General features: G+C 67.3%; 23 protein-coding genes. 6 read left to right on the forward strand and 17 right to left on the reverse strand.

The window, feature by feature from the left end; translation table 11 throughout:
- Nucleotides 1-381: 381 nt before the first annotated feature.
- From mftG to mftA, 4 genes are all read right to left on the reverse strand, one after another.
- On the reverse strand, nucleotides 382-1,845 hold the full coding sequence (gene mftG, locus ACIA75_RS00680) for a mycofactocin system GMC family oxidoreductase MftG (RefSeq protein ID WP_397098425.1): 1,464 nt from the start codon (nucleotides 1,843-1,845) through the stop codon (nucleotides 382-384).
- A gap of 14 nt (nucleotides 1,846-1,859) precedes the next feature.
- Complete coding sequence (gene mftF, locus ACIA75_RS00685; protein WP_397098427.1) at nucleotides 1,860-3,260, reverse strand: mycofactocin biosynthesis glycosyltransferase MftF; 1,401 nt, start codon at nucleotides 3,258-3,260, stop codon at nucleotides 1,860-1,862.
- A gap of 194 nt (nucleotides 3,261-3,454) precedes the next feature.
- On the reverse strand, nucleotides 3,455-4,960 hold the full coding sequence (gene mftC, locus ACIA75_RS00690; RefSeq protein WP_397100813.1) for a mycofactocin radical SAM maturase: 1,506 nt from the start codon (nucleotides 4,958-4,960) through the stop codon (nucleotides 3,455-3,457).
- Nucleotides 4,961-4,971: 11 nt separating this feature from the next.
- On the reverse strand, nucleotides 4,972-5,070 hold the full coding sequence (gene mftA / locus ACIA75_RS00695; RefSeq protein ID WP_397100815.1) for a mycofactocin precursor MftA: 99 nt from the start codon (nucleotides 5,068-5,070) through the stop codon (nucleotides 4,972-4,974).
- A gap of 343 nt (nucleotides 5,071-5,413) precedes the next feature.
- Between mftA and mftR2 the strand changes: the two genes are divergently transcribed.
- On the forward strand, nucleotides 5,414-6,049 hold the full coding sequence (gene mftR2, locus ACIA75_RS00700) for a mycofactocin system transcriptional regulator MftR2 (protein WP_397098429.1): 636 nt from the start codon (nucleotides 5,414-5,416) through the stop codon (nucleotides 6,047-6,049).
- Between the two features lie 67 nt (nucleotides 6,050-6,116).
- Nucleotides 6,117-7,172, forward strand: coding sequence for a 2Fe-2S iron-sulfur cluster-binding protein (locus ACIA75_RS00705; RefSeq protein WP_397098431.1), 1,056 nt, complete (start codon nucleotides 6,117-6,119; stop codon nucleotides 7,170-7,172).
- Between the two features lie 332 nt (nucleotides 7,173-7,504).
- Here the strand turns inward: ACIA75_RS00705 and ACIA75_RS00710 are convergent, their stop codons facing one another.
- Nucleotides 7,505-8,263, reverse strand: coding sequence for a glutamate racemase (locus ACIA75_RS00710; protein WP_397098433.1), 759 nt, complete (start codon nucleotides 8,261-8,263; stop codon nucleotides 7,505-7,507).
- 10 nt (nucleotides 8,264-8,273) lie between these two features.
- Nucleotides 8,274-9,473 (reverse strand): NAD(P)/FAD-dependent oxidoreductase, encoded by a 1,200-nt coding sequence (locus ACIA75_RS00715; protein WP_397098435.1) that lies wholly within the window; start codon nucleotides 9,471-9,473, stop codon nucleotides 8,274-8,276.
- Between the two features lie 220 nt (nucleotides 9,474-9,693).
- Here ACIA75_RS00715 and ACIA75_RS00720 point away from each other — a divergent pair, with 220 nt between their 5' ends.
- Nucleotides 9,694-10,050: an SPW repeat protein gene (locus ACIA75_RS00720; protein WP_397098436.1), complete on the forward strand. Its 357-nt coding sequence runs from the start codon at nucleotides 9,694-9,696 to the stop codon at nucleotides 10,048-10,050.
- Between the two features lie 406 nt (nucleotides 10,051-10,456).
- Complete coding sequence (locus ACIA75_RS00725) at nucleotides 10,457-12,568, forward strand: hypothetical protein (protein WP_397098437.1); 2,112 nt, start codon at nucleotides 10,457-10,459, stop codon at nucleotides 12,566-12,568.
- A 167-nt stretch (nucleotides 12,569-12,735) separates the two neighbouring features.
- On the opposite strand, the gene ACIA75_RS00730 is transcribed toward ACIA75_RS00725, so the two are convergent.
- Nucleotides 12,736-13,314, reverse strand: coding sequence for a TetR/AcrR family transcriptional regulator (locus ACIA75_RS00730; protein WP_397098439.1), 579 nt, complete (start codon nucleotides 13,312-13,314; stop codon nucleotides 12,736-12,738).
- A gap of 156 nt (nucleotides 13,315-13,470) precedes the next feature.
- Between ACIA75_RS00730 and ACIA75_RS00735 the strand changes: the two genes are divergently transcribed.
- Nucleotides 13,471-13,626, forward strand: a complete 156-nt coding sequence (locus ACIA75_RS00735; protein ID WP_397098441.1) for a hypothetical protein — start codon at nucleotides 13,471-13,473, stop codon at nucleotides 13,624-13,626.
- Between the two features lie 113 nt (nucleotides 13,627-13,739).
- On the opposite strand, the gene ACIA75_RS00740 is transcribed toward ACIA75_RS00735, so the two are convergent.
- From ACIA75_RS00740 to ACIA75_RS00785, 10 genes are all read right to left on the reverse strand, one after another.
- Nucleotides 13,740-13,922, reverse strand: a complete 183-nt coding sequence (locus tag ACIA75_RS00740; protein WP_397098443.1) for a hypothetical protein — start codon at nucleotides 13,920-13,922, stop codon at nucleotides 13,740-13,742.
- Nucleotides 13,923-14,237: 315 nt separating this feature from the next.
- Nucleotides 14,238-14,645, reverse strand: coding sequence for a PIN domain-containing protein (locus tag ACIA75_RS00745; RefSeq protein ID WP_397098445.1), 408 nt, complete (start codon nucleotides 14,643-14,645; stop codon nucleotides 14,238-14,240).
- A 31-nt stretch (nucleotides 14,646-14,676) separates the two neighbouring features.
- Nucleotides 14,677-15,174, reverse strand: a complete 498-nt coding sequence (locus ACIA75_RS00750; protein WP_397098447.1) for an LppP/LprE family lipoprotein — start codon at nucleotides 15,172-15,174, stop codon at nucleotides 14,677-14,679.
- Between the two features lie 162 nt (nucleotides 15,175-15,336).
- A complete protein-coding gene (gene tuf, locus ACIA75_RS00755) occupies nucleotides 15,337-16,527 on the reverse strand; it encodes an elongation factor Tu (RefSeq protein ID WP_397098449.1) in 1,191 nt (396 codons plus the stop codon).
- Between the two features lie 136 nt (nucleotides 16,528-16,663).
- Entirely contained in the window at nucleotides 16,664-18,766 is a 2,103-nt protein-coding gene (fusA, locus tag ACIA75_RS00760) for an elongation factor G (RefSeq protein WP_397098451.1), read from the reverse strand.
- 125 nt (nucleotides 18,767-18,891) lie between these two features.
- Nucleotides 18,892-19,362, reverse strand: coding sequence for a 30S ribosomal protein S7 (gene rpsG / locus ACIA75_RS00765; protein WP_030525248.1), 471 nt, complete (start codon nucleotides 19,360-19,362; stop codon nucleotides 18,892-18,894).
- Nucleotide 19,363: 1 nt separating this feature from the next.
- A complete protein-coding gene (rpsL, locus tag ACIA75_RS00770) occupies nucleotides 19,364-19,738 on the reverse strand; it encodes a 30S ribosomal protein S12 (protein ID WP_014353064.1) in 375 nt (124 codons plus the stop codon).
- A gap of 609 nt (nucleotides 19,739-20,347) precedes the next feature.
- Nucleotides 20,348-20,911, reverse strand: a complete 564-nt coding sequence (locus ACIA75_RS00775) for a DUF3558 domain-containing protein (protein ID WP_397098454.1) — start codon at nucleotides 20,909-20,911, stop codon at nucleotides 20,348-20,350.
- A 4-nt stretch (nucleotides 20,912-20,915) separates the two neighbouring features.
- Nucleotides 20,916-21,446 (reverse strand): DUF3558 domain-containing protein, encoded by a 531-nt coding sequence (locus ACIA75_RS00780; RefSeq protein WP_397098456.1) that lies wholly within the window; start codon nucleotides 21,444-21,446, stop codon nucleotides 20,916-20,918.
- Nucleotides 21,447-21,524: 78 nt separating this feature from the next.
- On the reverse strand, nucleotides 21,525-22,499 hold the full coding sequence (locus ACIA75_RS00785) for an NADPH:quinone oxidoreductase family protein (RefSeq protein WP_397098458.1): 975 nt from the start codon (nucleotides 22,497-22,499) through the stop codon (nucleotides 21,525-21,527).
- A 224-nt stretch (nucleotides 22,500-22,723) separates the two neighbouring features.
- On the opposite strand from ACIA75_RS00785, the gene ACIA75_RS00790 reads away from it, so the two are divergent.
- Nucleotides 22,724-23,494: an acyl-[acyl-carrier-protein] thioesterase gene (locus tag ACIA75_RS00790; RefSeq protein ID WP_397098460.1), complete on the forward strand. Its 771-nt coding sequence runs from the start codon at nucleotides 22,724-22,726 to the stop codon at nucleotides 23,492-23,494.
- The last annotated feature ends 17 nt before the right edge of the window (nucleotides 23,495-23,511 follow it).

Raw genomic sequence — 23,511 nt, forward strand, 5'->3', positions numbered from 1 at the left:
GCCACTTGGTATTTCGCCGACCCACCCCGGTGAGCTGTATCCCCGACCGATACAGCTCACCTACCACACCGGTTGACCCGGCGCAGGCTACAGAGGTGGGCCGGAAAACAGCGGCCACACCTGTGGGCGGACGGTTCGCGGCCGGCGTCGGAGGGTGCACCCGGAGCGTCGGATCCCGGGCGGCGGCGTACCCGACCGGCGTACCGCACCGGAGGAAAGTACCGTAGCGGAACCGGCTGCGCCACCCGGGTAGAACTGGCGGTGGGGTGCGTCCGGGAACGACCGGCCCCGCCGTTAGCGCGACAATAGCCGGTCGATGTATCGAATAACAGACCGGTCATCACGAAACGATCTGGGCCCCAGCCGCTCCGGCCGATCGGCTCAGCGCAGGTCCGCCGTCGCCCGTTCGGCCAGCAGCACCACCGTGGCGTGCGGGCCCCGGCTCAGCGGTACCGGCACCACCGACAGATCGACCACCGACACCCCCTCCACCCCGTGGACCCGGCACCGTTCGTCCACCACCGCCCGGGGATCGTCCGACCTGCCCATCCGGCAGGTACCCGCCAGATGCTGGGAGGTACCGAGCCGCTCGTGCAGCCAACGGTCCGAGATCTCCCCCTCCGCCGCCCCATCGGACCACTGCGCCGACATCACATCCAGAACCTTGCCGGCCAGCCCCACCGCCGCGCGCAACCGGGCCCGATCGGAACCCGTCGCGAGATAGTCCTGTTCGATCAGCGGCGGAGCGAGCGGATCCGGGGAGGTCAGCCGGAGCCGGCCCGAACTGGTCGGCCGCATCAGCGTGACGCCCATCCGGTGCACCCCGGGAGTGAAGGCGACGGTGTAAGGCCGGATCTCGATATCGTCGAACTGCAGGATGTATTCCAACGGCACCGCGCCACCCGCGGGGGCCGGGTGCCGGTACTCGATTCCGATTTCCGGGTGATCGGTGGTCCATCGACCGACTGGCGCCGGGGCGACCAGCGGTATCCCCAGCGCCGCAAGGTGGTCGGCGGGGCCGATACCGGAGCGCAGGAGCAGCGCGGCGGATTCGATCGCGCCCGCGCACAGCACCACCCGATCCGCCCGGATCGTCTCCAGCTGCCCGCCGGACAGGCAGTCGGCCCCGACCACCCGGGTACCGTCGAATCGCAGGCGGGTCACCAGGGTGTCGCCGCGCACGATCAGATTCGGGCGGGACAAGGCGGGCAACAGGTAAGCCGTTGCGGGACCGATCCGCCCGTGCCGCCCGGCGGCATCCGGCGGCCCGATCGTGCACGGCACCGGCCCGACGCCCGATTCCGGACCGCCGGGCATCGCATTCCAGTCGGGCACCTCGCCGAACCCGAGATCCAGGCAGGTGGCGGCAAATTCCTCGGCCAGACGGGTGGGCCGGGCGACCCGGCGCACGGGAACCGGCCCGGTTCGGCTGTGCCCGGCGTGGTCGCCGAAGTCCTCGTCGTTCTCCAGCGACCGCAGGTACGGCAGCACATCCCCGAAATCCCAGGCCGGGGTGCCCGCCTCCCGGCTCCAGGCCGCGAAATCCCGGGCCGCGGCACGAATGAAGTAGCAGCCGTTCACCGAACCCGAGCCGCCGATACCGCGGCCACGCACGATATGACCGGGCCGGTCCGGGGTGAGCGCCACGGGGTACCGCCACAGCCAGGGCGCCCGGTCGTCCAGGGGCAGCGCGGCGCTGTCGGCGAGTTCCGGTGGGAAATCGGCCGGCGACGGCCGGTGGTCGCCGGCTTCCACGAGTCGGACGGTATGTCCGGGATCCTCGCTCAGCCGCGCGGCCAGCACCGAACCGGCACTGCCGCCACCGATGATCAGGGTGTCCACCATGGTGTCCGCTCCGGCTACCGCGGCGGAGCGGTCGGTCTCAACGCGGCCGGGCTGCCCGCCCGCCACGCGCCCAGCCACAGACCGGTGCCGTAACCGATATCGTCGATGCGCCGGAACGCGATATAGCGCAGCGGGTCCAGTCCACCGGGCTCGCGATGGGTGTACCAGTCGACGGCCCCCTCGGCGAGCGCGAGCGTCAACGCGGTCTGCCGGATCCGGCGCGAGAAAATCATCGCGGCCAGGGTTATCGGCCAATAATGGCGGAACATGGCCGAGGACAGCCGCCACAGCCCCGCGAAGAAACCCCGGGCCACATAGATCGCGGCGACACCGGTCGGGTTGTCCACACCCGCGAACGCGATCCGCAACCGGCGCAGCGGCACCAGCAGGGTCAGGACCGCGGCCAATAGGCCCCAGCGGGTGCGGGTCGCCAGGAACAGCGCGGCCAGTGCCGTCCACTTGGGGATCTGTAGCGGAGACACCTTCCCGGCGTGCCGCCGGCTCAGTGGCGCGGCGCCGGTGCCGTAGAACAGTTTGCGACGGAACCACTCGCGGAACGAGACCCGATGGTCGTGCGCCACATGCGCGGCCGGTTCGTAGCGCAGCCGCCAGCCCGCGTGTTCGAGCCGCCAGCACAGATCCACATCCTCGGCGACCTGCATACTTTCGTCGAACCCACCCTCGGATTCGAGCACTTCGCGGCGCACCAGCAGCGCCGCGCTCGGCACATACGAGACCACCCCGCCGGAGCGCACCGCGGATTCCCGCCGGCCCAGGTCCAGGGAGGAGCGGGTGTGTTCGTAACGGGCGAGAGTGGTGGATTCCGGGTCCAGCGCGACGATCCGGGGCGCGACCAGCGCCACCTGCGGATCGCTGAAATGTCCCAGCATCACCTCGAGCCAGCCGCTGCGCGGCACCACATCGGAGTCCAGGAAGGCCACGAACTGTGTCGACGCGGCACGCAGGCCGGTATTGCGCGCCGCGGCCGGACCACGCCGCTGGTCGTGGCGCAACACCTTCACCTGGCCGCGGCGGCCGTGTTCGTCGGCCACCCGCACCGGCTCGTCGGACCCGTCGTCGACGACGATAACCGTGTGCTGGCGCAGGGTGGCCAGGAGACGATCGAGTCCGTCGGGATTGTTGTGCAGCGGGATGATGACCGTCACATCCTCCGGCGACGGCAGCAGCTGCGGCCGGGGGTTGGCCACACCGGAATCCAGTAGCCGTCTGGCTACCACCGCGGATTGCGGACTGTTCACTTCGAGGTAGCCGTCACCGATCATCTCCGCGGCCTCCGGCGCGAGGCGCAGCAAACGAGCGGGTGAGCCACCGATCAGGATGCGTCCCCCCGAGTATGCGCGTACCCGTGGGTCGATCCGCACCCCGAATCCGTCGGGCAGGCGATCATGGCGCATTCCACGGATGGTAACTGCCGATTCGTTACGAGACATCAGCAGTCCGGGAAAAAGTGTTTCGTTCCCGAGAAATTCCTGGAAAGAGGGTGGACAGAGCCATGAGATAGGTCACCGGGGTAGTAGCGCGGGTATGACGAACCACCCCGGGCAACGATTCGGCTATCGCTGCCCGGGGCGGTGTCACACAACATTTCTCACACGAGCGGACTCTCGTCACACGCGCGTGCCGGACGCTTCGCCGGGGGCAGCAACGTCAGCGGCACGGGACCGGTGGAACGCGACCGCCGCGAGGTGGTCTTGCGCGAATGGTCCACGGCCGGGCGCGGGATGATCCGCCCGGCGTCGGCCAGTGCCGCTTCCCCGTAACCCTGAACGCATTCCGGGTCGGGTCCGTCGGCGGGCAGCCCGGTGAAGAACTTCGCCGCCATGCAGCCGCCACGGCAGGAGTCGTAATGCGCGCATTTCGTACACGCACCGCCGTCGCTGGGCTCGCGCAACTCGTTGAACAGCTCCGAATCCCGCCACACGGTGGCGAAACCGCCGTCGGTGAGGACATTTCCGGCATGGAACCGGTCGTGAATCGCGAACGGGCAGGCGTAGACGTCACCGAGCGGATCGACCAGGCAGACCACTCGTCCCGCCCCGCACATGTTCAGCCCCGGCAGGGCCTCACCGTAGGCGGAGAGGTGGAAGAACGAATCTCCCGTGAGCACACCCTCGCCGTTGCGCACCAGCCAGTCGTAGAGGGTGCGCTGCTGTTCCGGCAGCGGATGCAGTTCGTCCCAGACGTCCGCGCCGCGGCCCGAGGGACGCAGCCGGGTGAGCCGCAGGGTGGCGCCGTACCGGTCGGCGATCTCCTTGAACTGATCGAGCTGGTCGATATTGTGCCGGGTGGCCACCACGGACAACTTCGCGTCCTTGAAGCCGGCGTTCGCCAGGTTTTCCAGCGCCCGGATCGCCGTATCGTAGGAACCGGCGCCGCGGACCGCGTCGTTGACCTCGGCATCGGCACCGTCCAGTGAGATCTGGACGTCGACATAGTCGCTGGCGGCGAGCCGCTGCGCGACCTCCGGCGTGATGCGCACACCGTTCGTCGAGAACTTCACTCCCACCTGGTGCGCGGTCGCGTAATCCACGAGCTCCCAGAAGTCCGGGCGCACCGTGGGTTCACCACCGCCGATGTTCACGTAGAACACCTGCATCTTCTGGAACTCGTCGATCAGTGCCTTGCACTGCTCGGTGCTGAGTTCGTTCGGATCCCGCCGGCCCGAGGAGGACAGGCAGTGCACGCACGAGAGGTTGCACGCGTAGGTGAGTTCCCAGGTGAGGCAAATCGGAGCGGCCAGCCCGGATTCGAAGCGATCCACCAGCCGGACCGCCGGGTCGGCGGGGCCGACACCGGTGAACGGCGCGGGCTCGGTGAGCACGGCCGTTTCCGGTGCCCGCTGGATCATGTCCGATTCGGCCAGATTCGCCAGGGCCTTCACGTACGGATCGGCGGCGGAATCCCCGATTCCGGCGGCCCGGATGGCCGCGCGGGCCGAGGTGTGCCCGGGCAGGGAACGCACGATCTCGACGATCCGCGGATTCTTCAGGAAGGACAGTTTGCGGGTCCCGAAGTGATACAGCAGCGCACCGAAAGGTTCCGGGCGCAGTGCCACGCGGGGATGCAACTGCCAGCGGGTTTCCAGATCGAGCATCTCCGGCCCGATCAGTAGACGCCGCACATACCGTCGATGGACACCTCTTCGATCAGAGATTCCTCGACGACGGGAGCGTCCTCGCTCGCGCGGTTCTCGACTGTGCCGATCGGTCCGCGGTGATCGGTTTCGGCCGGTCCGAAGGAACGGTTGTCCGCCATGGCTACCTCCACTGATTGGCGCCTGCGCCGGCCGGGGGCTGCCACGGCTCGGATCGGGCGGCACCACATCGGAGTGCCGCCGGTGGGCCGTGACACAGTGCCGGCGCTGCGATCGCCGGATGCGATCGCAGTCACACCATATCGTCATCCACTGACAAAATGGAACAGTTTTCGAGTAATGTCGACGTCCGCGCCCCGACGCGACCTCTAGACTGCGGTGTCGAAGCAGCTGAACAGAACGTGACGGGCGCGTGCCGCCCAGCATGTAGAGGTGGCAATGGGAGTCGTGCGAATGCAGACGAGCGGGGGCGGGGCCGGCAACGGAAGTACCCTCTCCGAGACCGAGATCGTCGAGGCGGCACTTCGGGTCGTGCGGGCCGATGGGGTGGAAAAGCTATCCATGCGGCGGCTCTCGCGCGAGCTCGGCGTCTCCCCCATGGCGCCCTACTACTACGTGGCGGACAAGCGGGAACTCCTCGACCTGGTCGCCACGGCAGCGCTCGCCGGAGTGCGTAAACCACCACCGGAAGCGGGATCGTGGCAGGACCGCCTCGTCGACCTGCTCGCGCAGATCGACGAGCGGCTGCGCCGCCACCCGGGACTGGGCGATGTGCTCATCGAGCAGATGCTCGGTAAACAACTCGATCTGATCGCCGCGATCATGGAGATCCTCTACGAGGCGGGTTTCGCGGACCGCGATGTGCTGGCCGGTTACGCGACCATCCACACCTACCTGTTCGGCCGCCGCCGGGTGAACCCGCGCAATCTCGATACGCCACCCGATGTGGTGATGCCGGAGCGAGTTGCCCGCGCAATGGAACACCTGCCCGATCTGCGCGGCAAATATTCCTACGATTTCGGGATCGGCGTACTGGTGGCCGGGCTGGAGGGACAGCTGGCTCGCCAACAGGCGGCCGATATAGGCTAAAATTGAAACACGTTCTAGTTTTGCCGTAGGCTGGATGCCGTCGGCTACCAGGTGTCGAGAGGACGAGATGACCACCGTCGAAGTGCCCCATGGCTCGCGATCCGTCGTATTGCGGGTCGCCCAGGTCATCGCGGAAACCACCGACGCGAGCTCGCTGGTCTTCGAGGTCCCGGAGCAAGCACGGGAAAAGTTCGCCTACCAGCCCGGCCAGTTCCTCACCTTGCGCATCCCCAGCGACCGCACCGGTTCGGTGGCCCGCTGCTATTCGCTGGCCAGCTCCCCGTTCACCGACGACCTGCCCAAGGTCACGGTCAAACGGACCAAGGACGGCTACGGCTCCAACTGGCTCTGCGACAACGTGAAGCCGGGCGACGAACTCGAGGTGCTACCGCCCTCCGGCGTGTTCACCCCCAAGGATCTCGACGACGATCTGTTGCTGTGCGCGGCCGGCAGCGGTATCACCCCGGTGATGTCGATTCTCAAATCCGCGCTCGACCGCGGCACCGGCCGAATCGTGCTGTTCTACGCGAACCGCGACCCCGAATCCGTCATCTTCGCCGCGGAGCTGCGTGAACTGGCGGAGAAGAACCCGCAGCGGCTCGTCGTGATCCACTGGCTGGAAACGGTCCAAGGCCTGCCGACCGTCGCCGCACTGGCCGAACTGTTCCGGCCCTACACCGGCCACGCCGCCTTCATGTGCGGGCCGAAGCCGTTCATGGACGGGGTCCACGACGCCCTCGCCCAGCTCGACGTCCCGCGTAACCGCACCCACGCCGAGATCTTCAACTCGCTGGCCGGCGACCCCTTCGCGCTAACCGCCCCCACCGAGATCTCCGACGAGGAAGCCGCGGACGCGGCCACCGTGGAGGTGGAACTGGACGGTGAAGTCCACAACCTCAGCTGGCCCCGGAAACAGACCCTGGTCGACATCATGCTCGACAAGGGCATCGACGTGCCGTACTCCTGCCAGGAAGGTGAATGCGGATCCTGCGCCTGCACGGTGCTGGAGGGCAAGGTCGAAATGGAGAACTCCGAAATCCTCGACCCCGAGGACATCGAGAGCGGTTACATCCTGGGCTGCCAGGCGCGGCCCGTCACCGACCACCTGCGCATCCAATTCTGAAACTTTGAGGCTCCTCGCCTCGAGTGGGGCCATGAAAACCCTGGTCCTCACTGCGGTGTGTCTCTGGCGGCACCTCCGGCGGCGCAAGCCGGAACTGCTGACCCCGGTCTCGAGGCCGGCCATCGGGTGAAGGGGCGGAGGCCGCTCGATCTCATCGACCCACGGGGAGAAGCCGGCCGGGTTCGTGGGCGGCGGCACCGAACGGTAGTTCACCCCGGACGATCGCTGGAATAGCTGACCGTGCCGTTCCCACCGACGGGGCACCGTGTCGTAACCGGCCACACGTGAGCCGGTCGGACTCGGCCTGGTACTCCGGCGTGGCTGTAGTGCTCCTAGCCCGCGCCGAGAAGGCGACCGGGCTCGTAGGCCGCGGCACCGGCGGGTAGTTCGCCCGGGCGGCCGCTGAGGTAGACGCTGACCGTACCGTTTCCACTGCCCGGGCTGCTCAGCTCGTCCATTCGCCGGACCGTTTGAGCGGCGACCGCTTGGGCGCTGTCGAACAACCGGATGCCTTCCGGGAGTGCCGCGACGATCGTATCCAACACCAGGGGGTAGTGGGTGCAGCCCAGCACGACGCCCTCGGCGTCGGCGGGTGTGCGGGCGGCCGCATCGGCGACCGACGCGCGGACCGCGGTCATATCGCCGCGATCCACGGCCTCCGCCAAGCCGTGGCAGGCGACACCCGTCACGGTCGCGGCGCCGCCGAAACGGGCGATCAGGCCGGCCTGGTACGGGCTCGCGGTGGTCGCCGCGGTCGCCCACACCGCGACCGACCGGCAGACCGCGGCCGCCGGCTTGATCGCCGGAACGGTGCCCACCACCGGCACCTGCGGGCCCAGGTCCTCGCGGACCTGCTCGAGGGCGGTGACGCTGGCGGTGTTACACGGCAGGACCACAACCTCGGCCCCCAGGTCCCGCGCTGTGCGAGCGGCCGAAACCACCCTGTCGACGACCCAATCCTGTGGTTTCGGGCCCCAGGGTGCACCGTCGGGGTCCAACTGCAACAGCAGATCCACGTCGGGGCGCAGCTTGCGCAGCCACGCCGCGGTGGGCAGCAGCCCGAAACCCGAATCGATGAGCGCGACGATCACATCGAACAGGTTATTGAGTGGCGCCGAGCAGTTCCTCCACGGGGGCGGCCGCGGCGATCTTGGCCCGCATCTTCATCACCTGACCGGTCATCCCGGCACCGACCACACCGGCCAGCCGGCCCTCACGGATGTAGTAGGCGAGGAATTTACGGCCGTCGTCGGCGAGGATCCGGATCTCGTCGGAGGCTCGCGGCGTGCCGAGCGCCTGGAGCTTGAGCTCGTACTGGTCGCTCCAGAAATACGGCACCTGGGGCACGCTCGGCGCCTCGACGCCCAGCAGCGCACAGGTCAGCAGTTTGGCCTGTTCGCCCGCATTGGTCCAGTGTTCGATCCGGCGATGCTCCCCGGTGGGTGTCCGCCAGGCCGCCACATCGCCCACCGCCCAGACCCCGGGCGCGCTGGTCCGGCCGACCTCGTCGGCGAACACCCCGCCGCCGGCCGCGGGCTCGGCCAGTTCGATCCCGGAATCCACCAGCCAATCGGTGACCGGACGGGACCCGATACCGGCGACCACCAGCTGCGCCGGAACCTCCGCACCGTCGGCGAGCAGCGCGCCCCGCACCCGGCCCGCCGGATCGGCCAGCAGGGTGTCGACTCCGACACCACACCGCAGATCGACCCCTTCGGCGCGATGCAGACGCGCGACCAGCTCGCCGACCTCCGCACCCAGCACCCCGGCCAGCGGGGCGGGCTGCGGTTCCACCAGCACCACGGACAAACCTTCCGCGCGCAGGCTGGCAGCGAGTTCGCAGCCGATGAAACCGGCACCGATGATCAGCGCCTGCTCGGCCGTGCGCGCACCCTCGCGGATCGCTACGGCATCGTCGTGACTCCGCAGCACATGGACGCCGGTGACGTCCTCGGTGCCGGGCAGCCGGCGGGGCGTCAAACCGGTGGCGATCACGAGGTGTTCGTATTCCACTGCCGAACCATCGGCCAGCAGCACCTTCTTGGCCGTGGTGTCCACACCGGCCGCCGCGGTGTTCAGGCGGAGATCGATCTCTTTCTCTCCGTAGAACTCCTCGGGCCGCAGCGGGGTCGCCTCGATTTCGCCGCGGACGAACTGTTTCGACAGCGGCGGACGGTCGTAGGGCGCGTGGACCTCGTCCCCGAGCACGACCAGTTCCCCGGCGTACCCGGCCCGGCGCAATTCTTCGGCGGTGCGCAGCCCGGCCAGGCCGGCACCGGCTATCACGATCGGCGCGGACATACCGAACTCCCTCCCGCGGCCCGCTCGCGCCGCGCCTGAAACAGGTTATAGAAAACTGTGTAGCCCACCCTAACTTGCGCGGCCCGGCGGCGGAAGCGCCCCGACGCGCATCGTTTCGCCGCGCAATCGTGTCCGTTGCGATATCGACCGGCTGCCCGCGGAACGCTATACCGAGGTCAGGCCCTGTCCACGGACCTGTTTCCAGTCTCAGGAGGCCATTATGTTCACCGAAAGCCGGACCCAGGATTTCCTGGCCGTGGTACTCGGAGCGTTCACCGCCCTCTCCCCGATCTGGGTAGCGACCAATGATCGGGCAGTGTGGACGATGATCATTCTCGGAGTGCTCATCGCGCTCACCGGGCTCGCCCAGATGTACCGGCCGGCGATGGCGTCCACGGATTACGCCATGGGTCTGTTCGGCGCGCTGCTGTTCCTCGCGCCCTGGGTCATGGACTACACCTCGTACAACGGCGCCGCGTGGACGTCGTGGGTCGTCGGGCTCGTGACCGTGGTGCTTGCGGTCGCGGCGCTGCCGGCCGTTGCGGGACGTATGCACCGGGCGGCACCGCACCACTGACCGCCGCATCGGACCACCCACCGGACGAACCCGGCGGGCGGTCCTCGTGCGACCACATTTCGGCCGTGCGCGCCACCGCACCTCTACTCCAGCCGGCACACACTTACGGCGCACTCACCCCTCGGTAGCCTTCGGCACAATTGCGCCATCGACACCGCGGGGAAGAGGGCGCCGTCCCAGCAAACTCGCGTGCGGATTCCGGCAACAGCTGATCCGGGTCCCCGCGGGTACCGACATCGCACCGTCCTGGCACGTCAACGAGCCGCGTCCGGATACCGTTGCGACCTCGGCGCGTGCGCGGCAACCTCGGCATCGATGTAATCCTGATCACCCATGGCGCTTTCCGGGGTGGTGGGGAGCTTCGCGCACTAGAACGAAGCCCACCCGGGTGGGTAAGAATGAGCGCATGAATGCCGAAAACGCCAGCCTCGGAGACGAACGCCGCGCCCGCCGGGAGGAGTACGGGCACGGACAGTGGGACTCCGAGTCGAGGGGCTTCGCCGGCTTCGGATCGAACGGATTCGATTCGGCGGAGGGATCGAACGGCGCCACGAACCTACCCGAATCCGTCCCGGATCGGGGCTACACGTGGACCCCCGCACCACCATCCAACCAGCAGCAGAACCCGCAGGACACCGGTGGTTCAGCGGCTCTCGACCCGTTCGCGGCCTGGAACACCTCCGGCGTCATCGGTGACGCACCGGCGGGCCCCGCTGATCACGAACCGAATTCCCGTTTCACCACACCCCTGGCCGACGACCCCCCGTACCTGCCCGACGACGGAGCCGAAACAACAGCCCTGCCCAGCCGGGCCACCGGTCGGGACCTGCCGCACCGGGCGCCCGGGCAGGCCGATTCCGCGGCGATGCCCCGTATTTCTCCATCCGGCGCCCCGGGGCCCGCGTTGTCGTCCTCGCCGCGGATCCCCATGCCCGGTACGTACCAGGCGGATCCGTCCTCCGGTGAGCTGACGGTTCCGTCCGGGAACTCCCAGTCCGGCAGCCTCGCCCAGCTCTCCGGCGCCGCAACCACCCAGCTGCCGACCGCGGACCAGGCCGAAACCCACGGCTCGGCACACTCGCTGCCCGCGCCCGGTGACCCGGGCACCTATCACTCGTTACCCAGCGAATCCGAATCGCTCGGCACCTCGTCCGCCGATACCGGCGCATTGCCCAGCTGGCTCAGTTCGATCGGCGAGGAAGCGGTCCCGCATCCCCTGGAAAGCGGTGGCCGCCGCCGGAAACTGGATCTGACCGAACCGCCCGAAACCGCCGACCAGTTCAATCCGTTCGAAGACCAGCACCTCCCCGAACGAACGGATGATCCCGCCACGAGTGCCGCCGACCCCTACGAATTGCCGAGCCCGGCCGAGGATCCCGGCCCGTCCGAGCCATCGGCGGTAGCCCTGCCCACCCGCGCGCCGCAGGCGCATACGTCCACACCCAGCGGCGAAGAAGATTCCGCCGCACCGCTGCCCGCCCGCCGGTTGCCCCGCTCCGCAGCGCGGCGCGCCCCTCTCGGCAACGAGGACAACTCCGGCCCCCGGGAGGCATCCGGCGCCACCACGGGATTCGATTCGGCGGAGCCGGTTCGGACGCCGGCCGGCCTCGACAGCTCCGACAGCGCCCGCCCGGCGGACCTGCCTGCCCGCCGGCTACCGCGGTCCGCATCGCGATACAACCCGGATAGCGGCAACCTCTCCGGTTCCGACGCACGAGAAGCGGATTCCGCCGCATCGCGCGCTGCCGCCCTGGTGGACGACGACGCCGATACCGACACCCGGACGACCGGTACCGGGCTCCCGCAGCGTCTCGCGCCACCGGCGGACAGCACCCCGATACTGGACCGCCTGCTGGACCCGGAGCCGGTGCACAGCCACGGTTCCGACGAGGATTCCGCGGCTCCGGTCGCCGAAATACTGTCCCGGATCCTCGATTCGGAGCAGGAACCCGCCGCGGCCCCCCGGCTCACCGAACCGAGCGTCCCGGACCCGGAAGACACCCCCGAAGCGCAGGTCCTATCCCGTCGCGGCGGTGGTTCGCCGCTGACGCTGGTCCCCGACGAGGAGCCCGGTAGTACCGCGCCGGATACGCACACCGGCTCGGACGATTCCCGTCCGCCGCTGGAAACGCGCCGATCCCGGCGCGCCCGCGAGGCCGCCGAGGCATCGACGGCACCGCTGCCCGCCCAGTCGGAGCCGGCCGCGACAGAGCTCGTCTCCGCCCTGTCCGGAACCGGGCGGCCGACCGCGCCGGCCGACACCACATCCCGGCACGGTCGCAGCGAGGAAGGCGCCGATATCGACATCCACCTCATCATGCGTTTGCTCACCGCAAGCGATGATCTCGAAATTCTGGCCGGCCAGGCCGAGGCCGGTGAGGTGTCGGCGGCCGAGGTCGCCCGGGCCGCCCGCGACGCCCGCTCCGCGGTCCTCTCGGCCATCTCCGCCTGGTACGGCGGCCCCGCCCAGATGGTGAAATTCGCCAACGCCCTCCTCCAGGCCGCCCGCGAATCCTGACGCCGGCTCGCAGCGCCGCCGCTCGACCCGGACAGCGGCGCTGCGGTCCGCCGGCTTGCCGGTTCCTGCCGTCCACGACCGAAACCGGTGGGGCGCTGTCGAACCACGTGCGCGGATATCGGCAGCGCGCACCGCCCGGCGCGCGGACAGCCGATGAGGTCGTCCGGTCAGCCCAGCGAGGCGCTCGCCGCGCGCAGTTCGTTCAAGGCCGTCAGGACATACCCGGCGAGGTCGTCGTCACCGGCTCGATCGCCCTCGGCCCATTCGGCGTACCCGCGTTTGAAGGCGAGGACGCCCAATTCGCTCGCGAGCGCCGCGGTCACGGCGGGCACACCACGCGCGACCAGCGCGGTGGTCATCGCGGCCGCGAGGCCGACGCTCTTGAGGGCGTCACGCTCCCGGAGTTCGCTGCTTGCGGCGACGGCCGCCTTCAGGCGGGGCGCGAGCTCACGACTCGCCGGGCCCAGCGAGGTCGAGGCCCGTTCGAGACCGGCTGCGACCGCTTCGAGCGGGCCTGCCTTATCGGGTGCTTCCGCGATGCCCTCGGTCAACAGCCGGCTCAGCGTCTCTTGCCCGGCCACCAGCAGTTCCCGCTTATCGGGGAAGTACCGGAAGAAGGTGCTCTTGGTGACCCCGGCACGCTCGGCGATCTGCGCGACCGTGGTGGCGTCGTATCCTTGCTCGGTGAACAGGTCGACGGCAGCCACGACAAGGCGTTCGCGTGCTCCCGGCTCCCATCGACCCATGGGTCACACCGTCCTCGCGCTCGTCCGCTCCGACACCTCGGCGCGGGCCGCCGAACAGGCCGGTGCCGAACCGCTCCGCGGAACTCTCGCCGATCTCGACACCCTCCGCACCGGCGCCGCTCGGGCCGACGGTGTCATCCACTTGGCCGGCTCGGCGTGCCGGTCGAATCGGTGCCGCCGGAAACCTACGGCCCCCTGGGCCCCGTCTTCGCCACCGACCAGCCCGCGTCCAGCACCCACACCCAGCAGACCCTCGGCTGGAAACCCCAGCACCCCGGCCTCCTACAGGACTTGGCAAACATCCAGCCCTGACCAGCGGTGAACGCCCCGGAGGACCGCAGCTCGTAGTCTCCGAGACGGTCGAAGATTCTGTCACCGACTCGGGAACCACGATGGCCGGTCGAGAAAGCAACCGGCACCGAACCCTAGGGCACGAAGACCGTGGTGAATCCAGGCGTGTAGCCGGAGCCGTTGACAACGATGGCAACCTGCCCCACACCGGTGTGCAGTGTCGCCTCGGCCGGCCGCCCGAAGAGACCATCGGACGTCTGCGCGGTGCCACCGACCCCGGTGGACAGGTTGAACCAGTGCACCGGCGCAGAGTTCAAACAGCCCCACCCCCGGCCGGACACAGACGGTTGCGGAAGGTGAACGCCGCCCGAGACAACAACCACGCCGGACTGTTCCCCGACTGTGACAACGCAATCGGATCCACTGGGCGCGCCGAAACTCAGGATGAGTTGGGGACCGACCCGAAAGGGAGTAGTCGTGGCCGCAGCGGCCGTGCCGGCAGCTGCGAATATTGATGCGAGCGCGATTACGCAAATGATCGATATACGACCTATTTTCATGACACAACACTAATCCGCACCTCCGGCAGCATGCCGCTGAAAGGCCGGACTCGGCGCACGCCCGTCCCGGCATCAAGGCGTTATCGCTGTGACGCCTTCGAGATCACCGAACTTCGCCTTCGTATCGAGTGAAACGACAGTACGGCCGGTTTCCGCAGCATGCGCGGCGATGATCAGATCGTGTGCGCCGCGGGGCCTACCCGATCGGCGCACCTGGGCCAGGAGCTGGGCATGACGAGTGGCTGTGGCTTCGGTGTACTCGAGAATGTCGAGGTCGGCAAGCAGCAACGCGAGTCGACGGGAGCGTTGGACCGCTCGCTCAGCAGTGTCGGCCAGTTCGATCCCGACCCGAAACTCCACGACGGTCACTGCCGCTATCGACAGATCGTCGTCGTCATAGGCTGCGCGGTCGATCGTTCCGCGCTCGTAGGCGATCAGAACACCTTTGTAACCCGACCGGCACCGACGATTCGTCTCCATGGATCGTTCGACCTGACGAGCTGGGCGTTCGTCAGCCGGTCACCTCAGGCGGAATCGGATCGATCGGCCCGGGCGGTGACTGCGGGAAGAGCTCGTAACGCACATCGGCCCGGCCTGTGGGGTTCGCGTTGGGGTCGCCGGGGTTCAGCCACCTGAACGTGATGGTGATCTGCCCTGGAGCGTCGCTGCCGGCGACAGTGACGAATGCCTCGGGATCCTCGGTCGCTGTGCTCCCGTATTTGAAGTGGTCGAAGAGCAGGATATGTCTGGGTGAGCTGCCGGTTGCTCCATTCGGGTCGACCTGCACCCAGTTCAGTGTGCAGTCGATGGACGAACCGCTTCCCGTCACGTCCCACGGGACGCCCGGGAAAGCTTGCGGCAGCCGGCTGACGGCACCGTCCACCCGGTCGGCAGGGACAGCCGGGCACGGTTCGGAGGTGACGGGGATTTCCGGCGTGGCACCGATGGTGCCGGCACCGGCCGCCGTGGCGGCGAAAGCGAGTGACAGGGCCGCAGCAGCCTTACGCATCAAGAGCAAGCTCCTTCGATCGACACGGACACCTTCGACATCGGCTGAGAAGTTCGAGCGTTATCACGGCCACCCACGTGCTCACGCCGATTTCGTGCGGTTGGTGAGATGAGAACGGCGCCGCTCCTTTCGGAGCGACGCCGTTCTCAGCGATTCAGAGAATCACTTCAGGATCTTCGTAACCCGACCGGCGCCGACGGTGCGGCCACCCTCGCGGATCGCGAAGCGCAGACCCTCGTCCATGGCGACCGGCTGGATCAGCACGACCGACATCTCGGTGTTGTCGCCGGGCATAACCATCTCGGTGCCCTCGGGCAGGGTCACAACGCCCGTCACGTCAGTCGTACGGAAGTAGAACTGCGGACGGTAGTTGTTGAAGAACGGGGTGTGGCGGCCACCCTCATCCTTCGACAGGATGTAGGCCTGTCCCTCGAACTCGGTATGCGGGGTGGTGGTGCCCGGCTTGACCACGACCTGGCCGCGCTCCACATCCTCACGCTTGATACCACGGATCAGCAGACCGGCATTGTCACCGGCCTCAGCGCTGTCCAGCATCTTGCGGAACATCTCGATACCGGTGATGGTGGTCTTGGTCTTCTCCGGACGGATGCCGACGATCTCGACCTCCGCGTTCAGGCTGATCGTGCCGCGCTCGACACGACCGGTGACCACGGTGCCACGACCGGTGATGGTGAAGACGTCCTCGATCGGCATCAGGAACGGCAGATCGGTCTCACGCACCGGATCCGGGATCGACTCGTCGACCGCGTTCATCAGCTCGACGATCGACTCGCTCCACTTCTCGTCGCCCTCCAGCGCCTTCAGGCCGGAAACACGCACGACGGGGGCATCCTCGTCGAACTCCTGCGAAGCCAGCAGCTCGCGGACCTCCATCTCGACGAGCTCGAGGATTTCCTCGTCGTCGACCATGTCCGACTTGTTCAGCGCGACCAGGATGTAGGGCACACCGACCTGGCGGGCGAGCAGCACGTGCTCACGGGTCTGCGGCATCGGGCCGTCGGTGGCGGCCACCACCAGGATGGCGCCGTCCATCTGCGCCGCACCGGTGATCATGTTCTTGATGTAGTCGGCGTGACCGGGGGCGTCGACGTGCGCGTAGTGGCGCTTCTCGGTCTGGTATTCGACGTGGGAGATGTTGATCGTGATACCACGAGCCTTCTCCTCCGGCGCCTTATCGATCTGATCGAAGGCAAAGCTCTCGTTCAGATCCGGGTACTTCTCCGCCAGCACCTTGGTGATCGCTGCGGTCAGCGTGGTCTTGCCGTGGTCGACGTGACCGATGGTGCCGATGTTGACGTGCGGCTTTGTCCGCTCGAACTTCGCCTTCGCCACTGTGTGGTCCTCCTGGACTTGTTGGTGCTTGCAGTTGCAGCAGTGCGGGGGTCATCCCCACGTACGCGGGGAACTAACGGGTGAACAAACTCCCGGGAGATCCGGGGCAGGCGAGCTACCTGCCCCGGAGGGGTACTTACTCGCCGGTCGCCTTGGCGATGATCTCCTTCGACACGTTGGCCGGAACCTCCGCGTACGAATCGAACACCATGGAGTAGTTCGCCCGGCCCTGGGTCTTCGACCGCAGGTCACCGATGTAGCCGAACATCTCCGAGAGCGGAACCAGCGCCTTGACGACACGGGCACCACTGCGTTCCTCCATGGCCTGGATCTGGCCACGGCGGGAGTTCAGGTCGCCGATCACATCGCCCATGTATTCCTCGGGCGTGGTGACCTCGACCGCCATCAGCGGTTCGAGGATCACCGGACCGGCCTTACGGGCCGCTTCCTTGAGGGCCTGCGAGCCGGCGATCTTGAACGCCATCTCCGAGGAGTCGACGTCGTGATACGCACCGTCGAGCAGGATTACCTTCAGGTTGACCAGCGGGTAACCGGCGAGCACACCGTACTGCATGGCGTCCTGTGCGCCCGCGTCGACCGAGGGGATGTATTCCCTCGGCACCCGGCCACCGGAGACCTTGTTCTCGAATTCGTAGGTGGCACCGTCCTCGCCGATGAACGGCTCCAGCGCGATGATCACCTTCGCGAACTGACCCGAACCACCCGTCTGCTTCTTATGGGTGAATTCGAGCTTCTCGACCTTCTTGGTGATGGTCTCGCGGTAGGCCACCTGCGGCTTGCCGACGTTCGCCTCGACCTTGAATTCGCGCTTCATCCGGTCGACCAGGATGTCCAGGTGCAGCTCGCCCATACCGCCGATGACGGTCTGGCCGGTCTCCTGATCCAGCTTCACCGTGAAGGTCGGATCCTCCTCGGCGAGCTTCTGGATCGCGGTGCCCAGCTTCTCCTGGTCGGACTTGGTCTTGGGCTCGATGGAGACCTCGATGACCGGGTCCGGGAAGGTCATGGACTCCAGCACGATCTGGTTGTTCGGATCGCACAGGGTGTCACCGGTGGTGGTGTCCTTCAGGCCGATGACCGCGTAGATATGGCCGGCGCTGACCTGAGGTACCGGGTTCTCCTTGTTGGAGTGCATCTGGAACAGCTTGCCCAGACGCTCCTTCTTGCCCTTGGTCGCGTTGATGACCTGGGCGCCGGAATCGACCTTGCCCGAGTACACGCGGACGTAGGTCAGTTTGCCGAAGAACGGGTGCACCGCGATCTTGAACGCCAGCGCCGCGAACGGCTCTTCGGCGCTCGGCTTACGGGTGAGGACCTCTTCCTCGCTGCTGGGCGCATGCCCCTGCACCGACTCGACGTCCAGCGGCGAAGGCAGGTAGTCGACGACCGCGTCGAGCATGGGCTGCACGCCCTTGTTCTTGAACGCGGAACCGCACAGCACCGGGTAGAGCTCCGAGTTGACCGTCATCTTGCGGATAGCGCCCTTGACCTCGTCGATCGAGAGCTCCTCGCCACCGAAGAACTTGTCCAGCAGCGCTTCGTCGGACTCGGCGACGGTCTCGAGCAGCTCCTGGCGGTACTGCTCGGCCTTCTCGACCAGATCGGCCGGGATGTCCTGGACTTCGTACTTCTCGCCCAGCTTGGTCTCGCCGGTCCAGACCTTGGCCTTCATCTCGACCAGGTCGACGATGCCCTCGAAGGTGTCCTCGGCGCCGATGGGCAGCTGGATGACCAGCGGCTTGGCACCCAGACGGTCCTTGATGGTCTGCACGGTGAAGTAGAAATCCGCACCGAGCTTGTCCATCTTGTTGACGAAGCAGATCCGGGGCACGTCGTACTTGTCCGCCTGCCGCCACACCTGCTCGGACTGCGGCTCCACGCCCTCTTTGCCGTCGAAGACGGCGACGGCGCCATCGAGCACACGCAGGCTGCGCTCCACCTCGACGGTGAAGTCGACGTGACCCGGGGTGTCGATGATGTTGATCTGATTCTGGTTCCAGAAGCAGGTCACCGCCGCGGAGGTGATGGTGATGCCACGCTCCTGCTCCTGCTCCATCCAGTCGGTGGTCGACGCCCCGTCATGGGTTTCGCCGATCTTGTAGTTCACACCGGTGTAGAAGAGGATGCGTTCGGTCGTAGTGGTCTTGCCCGCATCGATGTGGGCCATGATGCCGATGTTGCGGACCTTGTTCAGGTCGGTGAGCACGTCCTGTGCCACGGAAATCTTCCCCGCTCGTAGCTAGTTGGGATTTTCGCCGACGACCGTGTGGCCGTCATATCTGTCAATGCGGAAGCGGTGCTTCCGTAAGCCTCCCGACCCTGGAGCGATGGGCCGGACAGACATCACCAGCGGTAGTGCGCGAAGGCCCGGTTGGACTCGGCCATCTTGTGGGTGTCCTCGCGACGCTTGACCGAAGCACCGAGGCCGTTGCTGGCGTCGAGCAGTTCGTTGGCCAGGCGCTCGATCATGGTCTTCTCACGGCGCGCCCGCGAGTAGTTGACCAGCCAGCGCAGCGCGAGGGTGTTGGAGCGACCCGGACGAACCTCGACCGGCACCTGGTAGGTGGCGCCACCGACGCGACGGGGCTTCACTTCGAGCGCCGGCTTGACGTTGTCCAGCGCACGCTTGAGAGTGACCACCGGATCGGTGCCCGTCTTCTCACGCGCCTGCTCGAGCGCACCGTAGACGATGCGCTCGGCGGTGGACTTCTTGCCGTCGAGCAGGATCTTGTTGACCAGCTGCGTCACCAGCGGCGACCCGTAGACCGGGTCGTTGATCAGCGGACGCTTGGGTGCGGGGCCCTTGCGCGGCATATCAGCTCTTCTCCTTCTTGGCGCCGTAACGGCTGCGGGCCTGCTTGCGGTTCTTCACGCCCTGCGTGTCGAGAGAGCCGCGAATGATCTTGTAACGCACACCGGGGAGGTCCTTCACACGACCGCCGCGGACGAGCACCATCGAGTGCTCCTGCAGGTTGTGACCTTCGCCGGGGATGTAGGCCGTGACCTCGACCGCGCTGGTCAGGCGAACACGCGCGACCTTGCGGAGCGCGGAGTTCGGCTTCTTCGGGGTGGTGGTGTACACGCGGGTGCACACGCCACGCCGCTGCGGGCTCCCCTTGAGGGCCGCGGTCTTGGTCTTGGCGACCTTGTCGCGACGACCCTTACGGACCAGCTGGTTGATGGTTGGCATAGACCGGCTTTCCTTTAATCGGTTCTGGCGGTGTCAGGTCTGTTCATCGAGCTTTCACCCGCACGTCCAACCACGTTTCTCGCGTCCCGAGGTCGGGCGTGTCGCGCGCAGTTCAGGGCCCGATTTACAGGCACGCTGGAATCGTCAGCCGCTCTCGCTGGCCTACGTCTGCGCTCGAACTTGCCCGCATCCTTCCGGGCACAGCCGTCCACTGTACTCGGACGTAGCAAGAGGGGTCAAAACAGGGGTGGGGTGTGATATGGGTGTGTTCGCTGCGCGCGGCCTCGGACTCGGTCATCCGGTGAGGCGAACCGGACCGCGAAGGTGCGAGGTGGCGCCGTCCGCGAAGGTTGCTGTGTTTTCGGCGCCGCCTCCGGCGGCGCGGGTTCGGGGCCCCCTCGTGTCTCGAATCTTCCCTCCTCCGCTCCTCCGCTTCGCTCCCCCGCTCCGTCAGTCCAGATCCGAGACGGGCCCCGAACCACCGCATGCGACCCACCGCATGTACAGAAACGTGGGACTGCAGCATGCGGGCCCGTGGTGGTGCCGGCATCCGGGTCCTGCGGGGCTATTGCTGAGGGGTGGGTTCGGTGGTGGAGTGCAGGGATTCGATCAGCGCGCGATATTGAGAGTGAGTTCCAGGAGTTTCTTCGCTGCCGCGCACGGGTCAGCGCCGCCGCCCGGGGACGAATTCACCCACCAGCCGATCACGCCGGAGTCGGCGGCACTGGCGGTCATACCGCACGAATTCGGGTCGCCGGGCCGGCGGATCTCCAGCGCGATCGTGCCCTGCACCGTGGTCTTCGTGCTGGTGTAGCCGAGTTTGTCGTTGGTCGCCTGTTCGTTGCGCAGCGATCCGTTCTCGTACCAGTTCAGCGTGAGCATCCCGGAACCGCCGCCGATATCCCACATACATACCGCGCCGAAGAAGGAATCGCTGATGTAGGTGTTACCGCCGAGCGCGTCGATGATCTGCTGATCGGTGACCACATCACATTCGCGCAGCAGTTTGTCGATCTGCGCGGTGTCCACCGTCTCGCCGCCCCCGACCGGTACCGGCGTCCCCTCGACCGTACTACCGCAGCCGGCGCCGAACGCGGCCGTCAGCAGCACCGCCGCCGACGCGGCCACCGTGCGGATCCGGCGGCCACCGGTCACTCGTTCACGGAAGGTCATCGCCTCACTCCAGCCGCTCGATGGTCAGTTCGGCGAGTGCCCGGCTGCGATCGCAGGGATTCCCGCCGATATCGCTGTAGCTGCCGAACGAGGTCGACCATTCGAAGAAGTCGTCGTCGAGTTGCACCGCCAGATCGCAGATGCGGCCGCGGGGATCCAGCGCCGCGAAACCGGTACGCCCGCCCACGGTGATCGGTTCGGGCGGCCGGCCGTGGGTGGTGACCCAGGCCTTCTCCCGCTCCAGCGGACTGCCCCGGTACGACGCGAACGTTATCGACGCACCACTGAGCCCACCGGATTGCCAATTGCAGCCGACCGCGTTCTTGAACGACCCCGTGATCTGGCCCAGCCCTCCGACATCCCGCACCTCGTCATCGGTCACATGCCCGCATTCCCCCACGAACGGACCGAGTGCGGCCACCTTCGGGGCGGGCCCCCGGGGGCCTTCGGCTTCTTCGGAGCCTGCGTCGGAACCACACCCCGTCAGAGCAAATGCCGCGGTTAACCCGAGGACTATCGCCGACCTGATCCGCATGACGTGAACAATACCGACGAAACAGCGTGCCCGAAGGCGGCGCAGGTCGCCGGCGGATCGAACCACCGGCGACTCCGCTCAGCGGAGGGCGACCACGACCTTGCCTGTCGCCGCACGGTTTTCCAGCGACGCCACGGCCTGCGCGGCCTGCTCCAGCGGGAACAGCACCGGCTGCGGCGGCGCGATCTTCCCGGCCGCGAACAAGGGCTCCACCTCGGCCCACTGCTCCGCCAGATAGCCGGGATGCGACAGCACCCACTCGCCCCAGCCGGCACCGACCACCTCGACGTTCTTCAACAGCAGCCGATTCACTTTGACCGTGGGGATATCACCGCCGGTGAAGCCCACCACCAGCAGGCGGCCGCCCCGCGCCAGCGAGCGGATGCTGTCGGTGAAGCGGTCGCCGCCCACCGGGTCGAGCACGATATCCACGCCGCGGCCGTCGGTGAGTTCCTTGACCCGGGCCGCCCAGCCATCGGTGAGCACCACATCGGTGGCGCCGTGGGCATGCGCGACCTCGGCCTTTTCCTCGGTGCTCACCACCGCGATCACCCGCCCGGCACCGAGCGCGGCCGCCATCCGCAGGGTCGAGGTGCCGATCCCGCCCGCGGCGCCGTGCACGAGCACCGATTCGCCCGCTGTGAGCCGGCCGCGATTGCGCAGGCAGAAATGCACGGTGAGGTCGTTGAACAGGATGCCGGCGCCTTCTTCGAAGGAAATGTTGTCCGGCAGCGTGAAAACCATCTCGGCGGGGACCGTGGCCACTTCGGCCATGGCATTACCCAGCATGGTCAGGGCGCAGACCCGGTCACCCGGTTTCACATGCGCCCCTTCGGGCGCTTCCCGGACCACTCCCGCAACCTCGCCGCCCACGACGAACGGCATCGCGGGCTTCATCTGGTAGAGGCCGCGGGTCATCAGAACGTCCGGGAAGGCGACACCGGCCGCGTGCACGTCGATGACGACGCCACCGGGCAGCGGCGCCGGTTCCGGGATGTCGACGATCTCGATCGCTTCCGGCCCCTCGAGTTTGCTGACCTGAGCTGCGCGCATATGCCGACCTCTCTGTTCGCTCACCGTCACGTATAGAGACGAAACGGTTTATATGTATCAATCCACCCGTCCACATCAAACTATCGGGCACACCCGGCGTAAGTCCATACCCGGCGCGCGTATCCCAGCACCACCCGTCCCTGGTTCCGCGGGTCACCGTAAAGTCTTCTCACAGGAAACTCAGAAGTTGTACCGCGGCCCGACCCGCCGCGCGAGGAGCACAAGTGTCACTCGATCAGCCACTCGCCCCGCTACCCCAGGAGGGCATGGGGTTCGTTTCGGCGTGGCCGGTGCGGGCCGGCGACGTGGATCCGTACAACCGCGTGCGTCTCGACGGTATCGCCCGCTACCTCCAGGACATCGCCTGGGAACATCTGCAGCAGACCATTCTGGAGCAGAGCGACCCCAGCTGGATCATCCGCCGCACCGTAGTCGATGTGATCCGGCCGGTGCTGTGGCCCGACCACGTGCAGCTGCGGCGGTGGTGTTCGAGTATGTCCACCCGCTGGGCGAATATGCGGGTCCGGATCACCAGCGACCGTGGCGGGCTGATCGAGACCGAGGGTTTCTGGATCAACATCAACGAGTCGAACAATATGCCGGCCCGGATCAGTGACGCGGGTCTGGCGTACCTCGCCCAGACCACGAGCGAGCAACGGCTGCGGTGGCGGCCGTGGCTCACCGACCCGACCCCGCCGGAATCCGATACCGATCTGCTGTTTCCCGTGCGAGCGACCGATATCGACCAGTTCAACCATGTGAACAACGCCTGCTACTGGCAGGCCGTGGAGCAGTACCTGGTGGACTATCCGAAGCTGGTGAGCGGACCGCATCGCGCCGTGATCGAATACGTGGCGCCGGTACTGGCCCGCCAGCACATCAGTGTCCGCAGCCGGTACGAACCGGGCGACCGTACACACAGCCGACCGACCCTGCGACTCTGGTTCGTCGTGGACGGGATCACCACGACCGTGGTCCGGATTTCGCCGCTGTAATTTCGGCGCGCCTCCGG

The sequence above is a fragment of the Nocardia sp. NPDC051750 genome, assembly GCF_044453135.1.
Lineage (GTDB): Bacteria > Actinomycetota > Actinomycetes > Mycobacteriales > Mycobacteriaceae > Nocardia.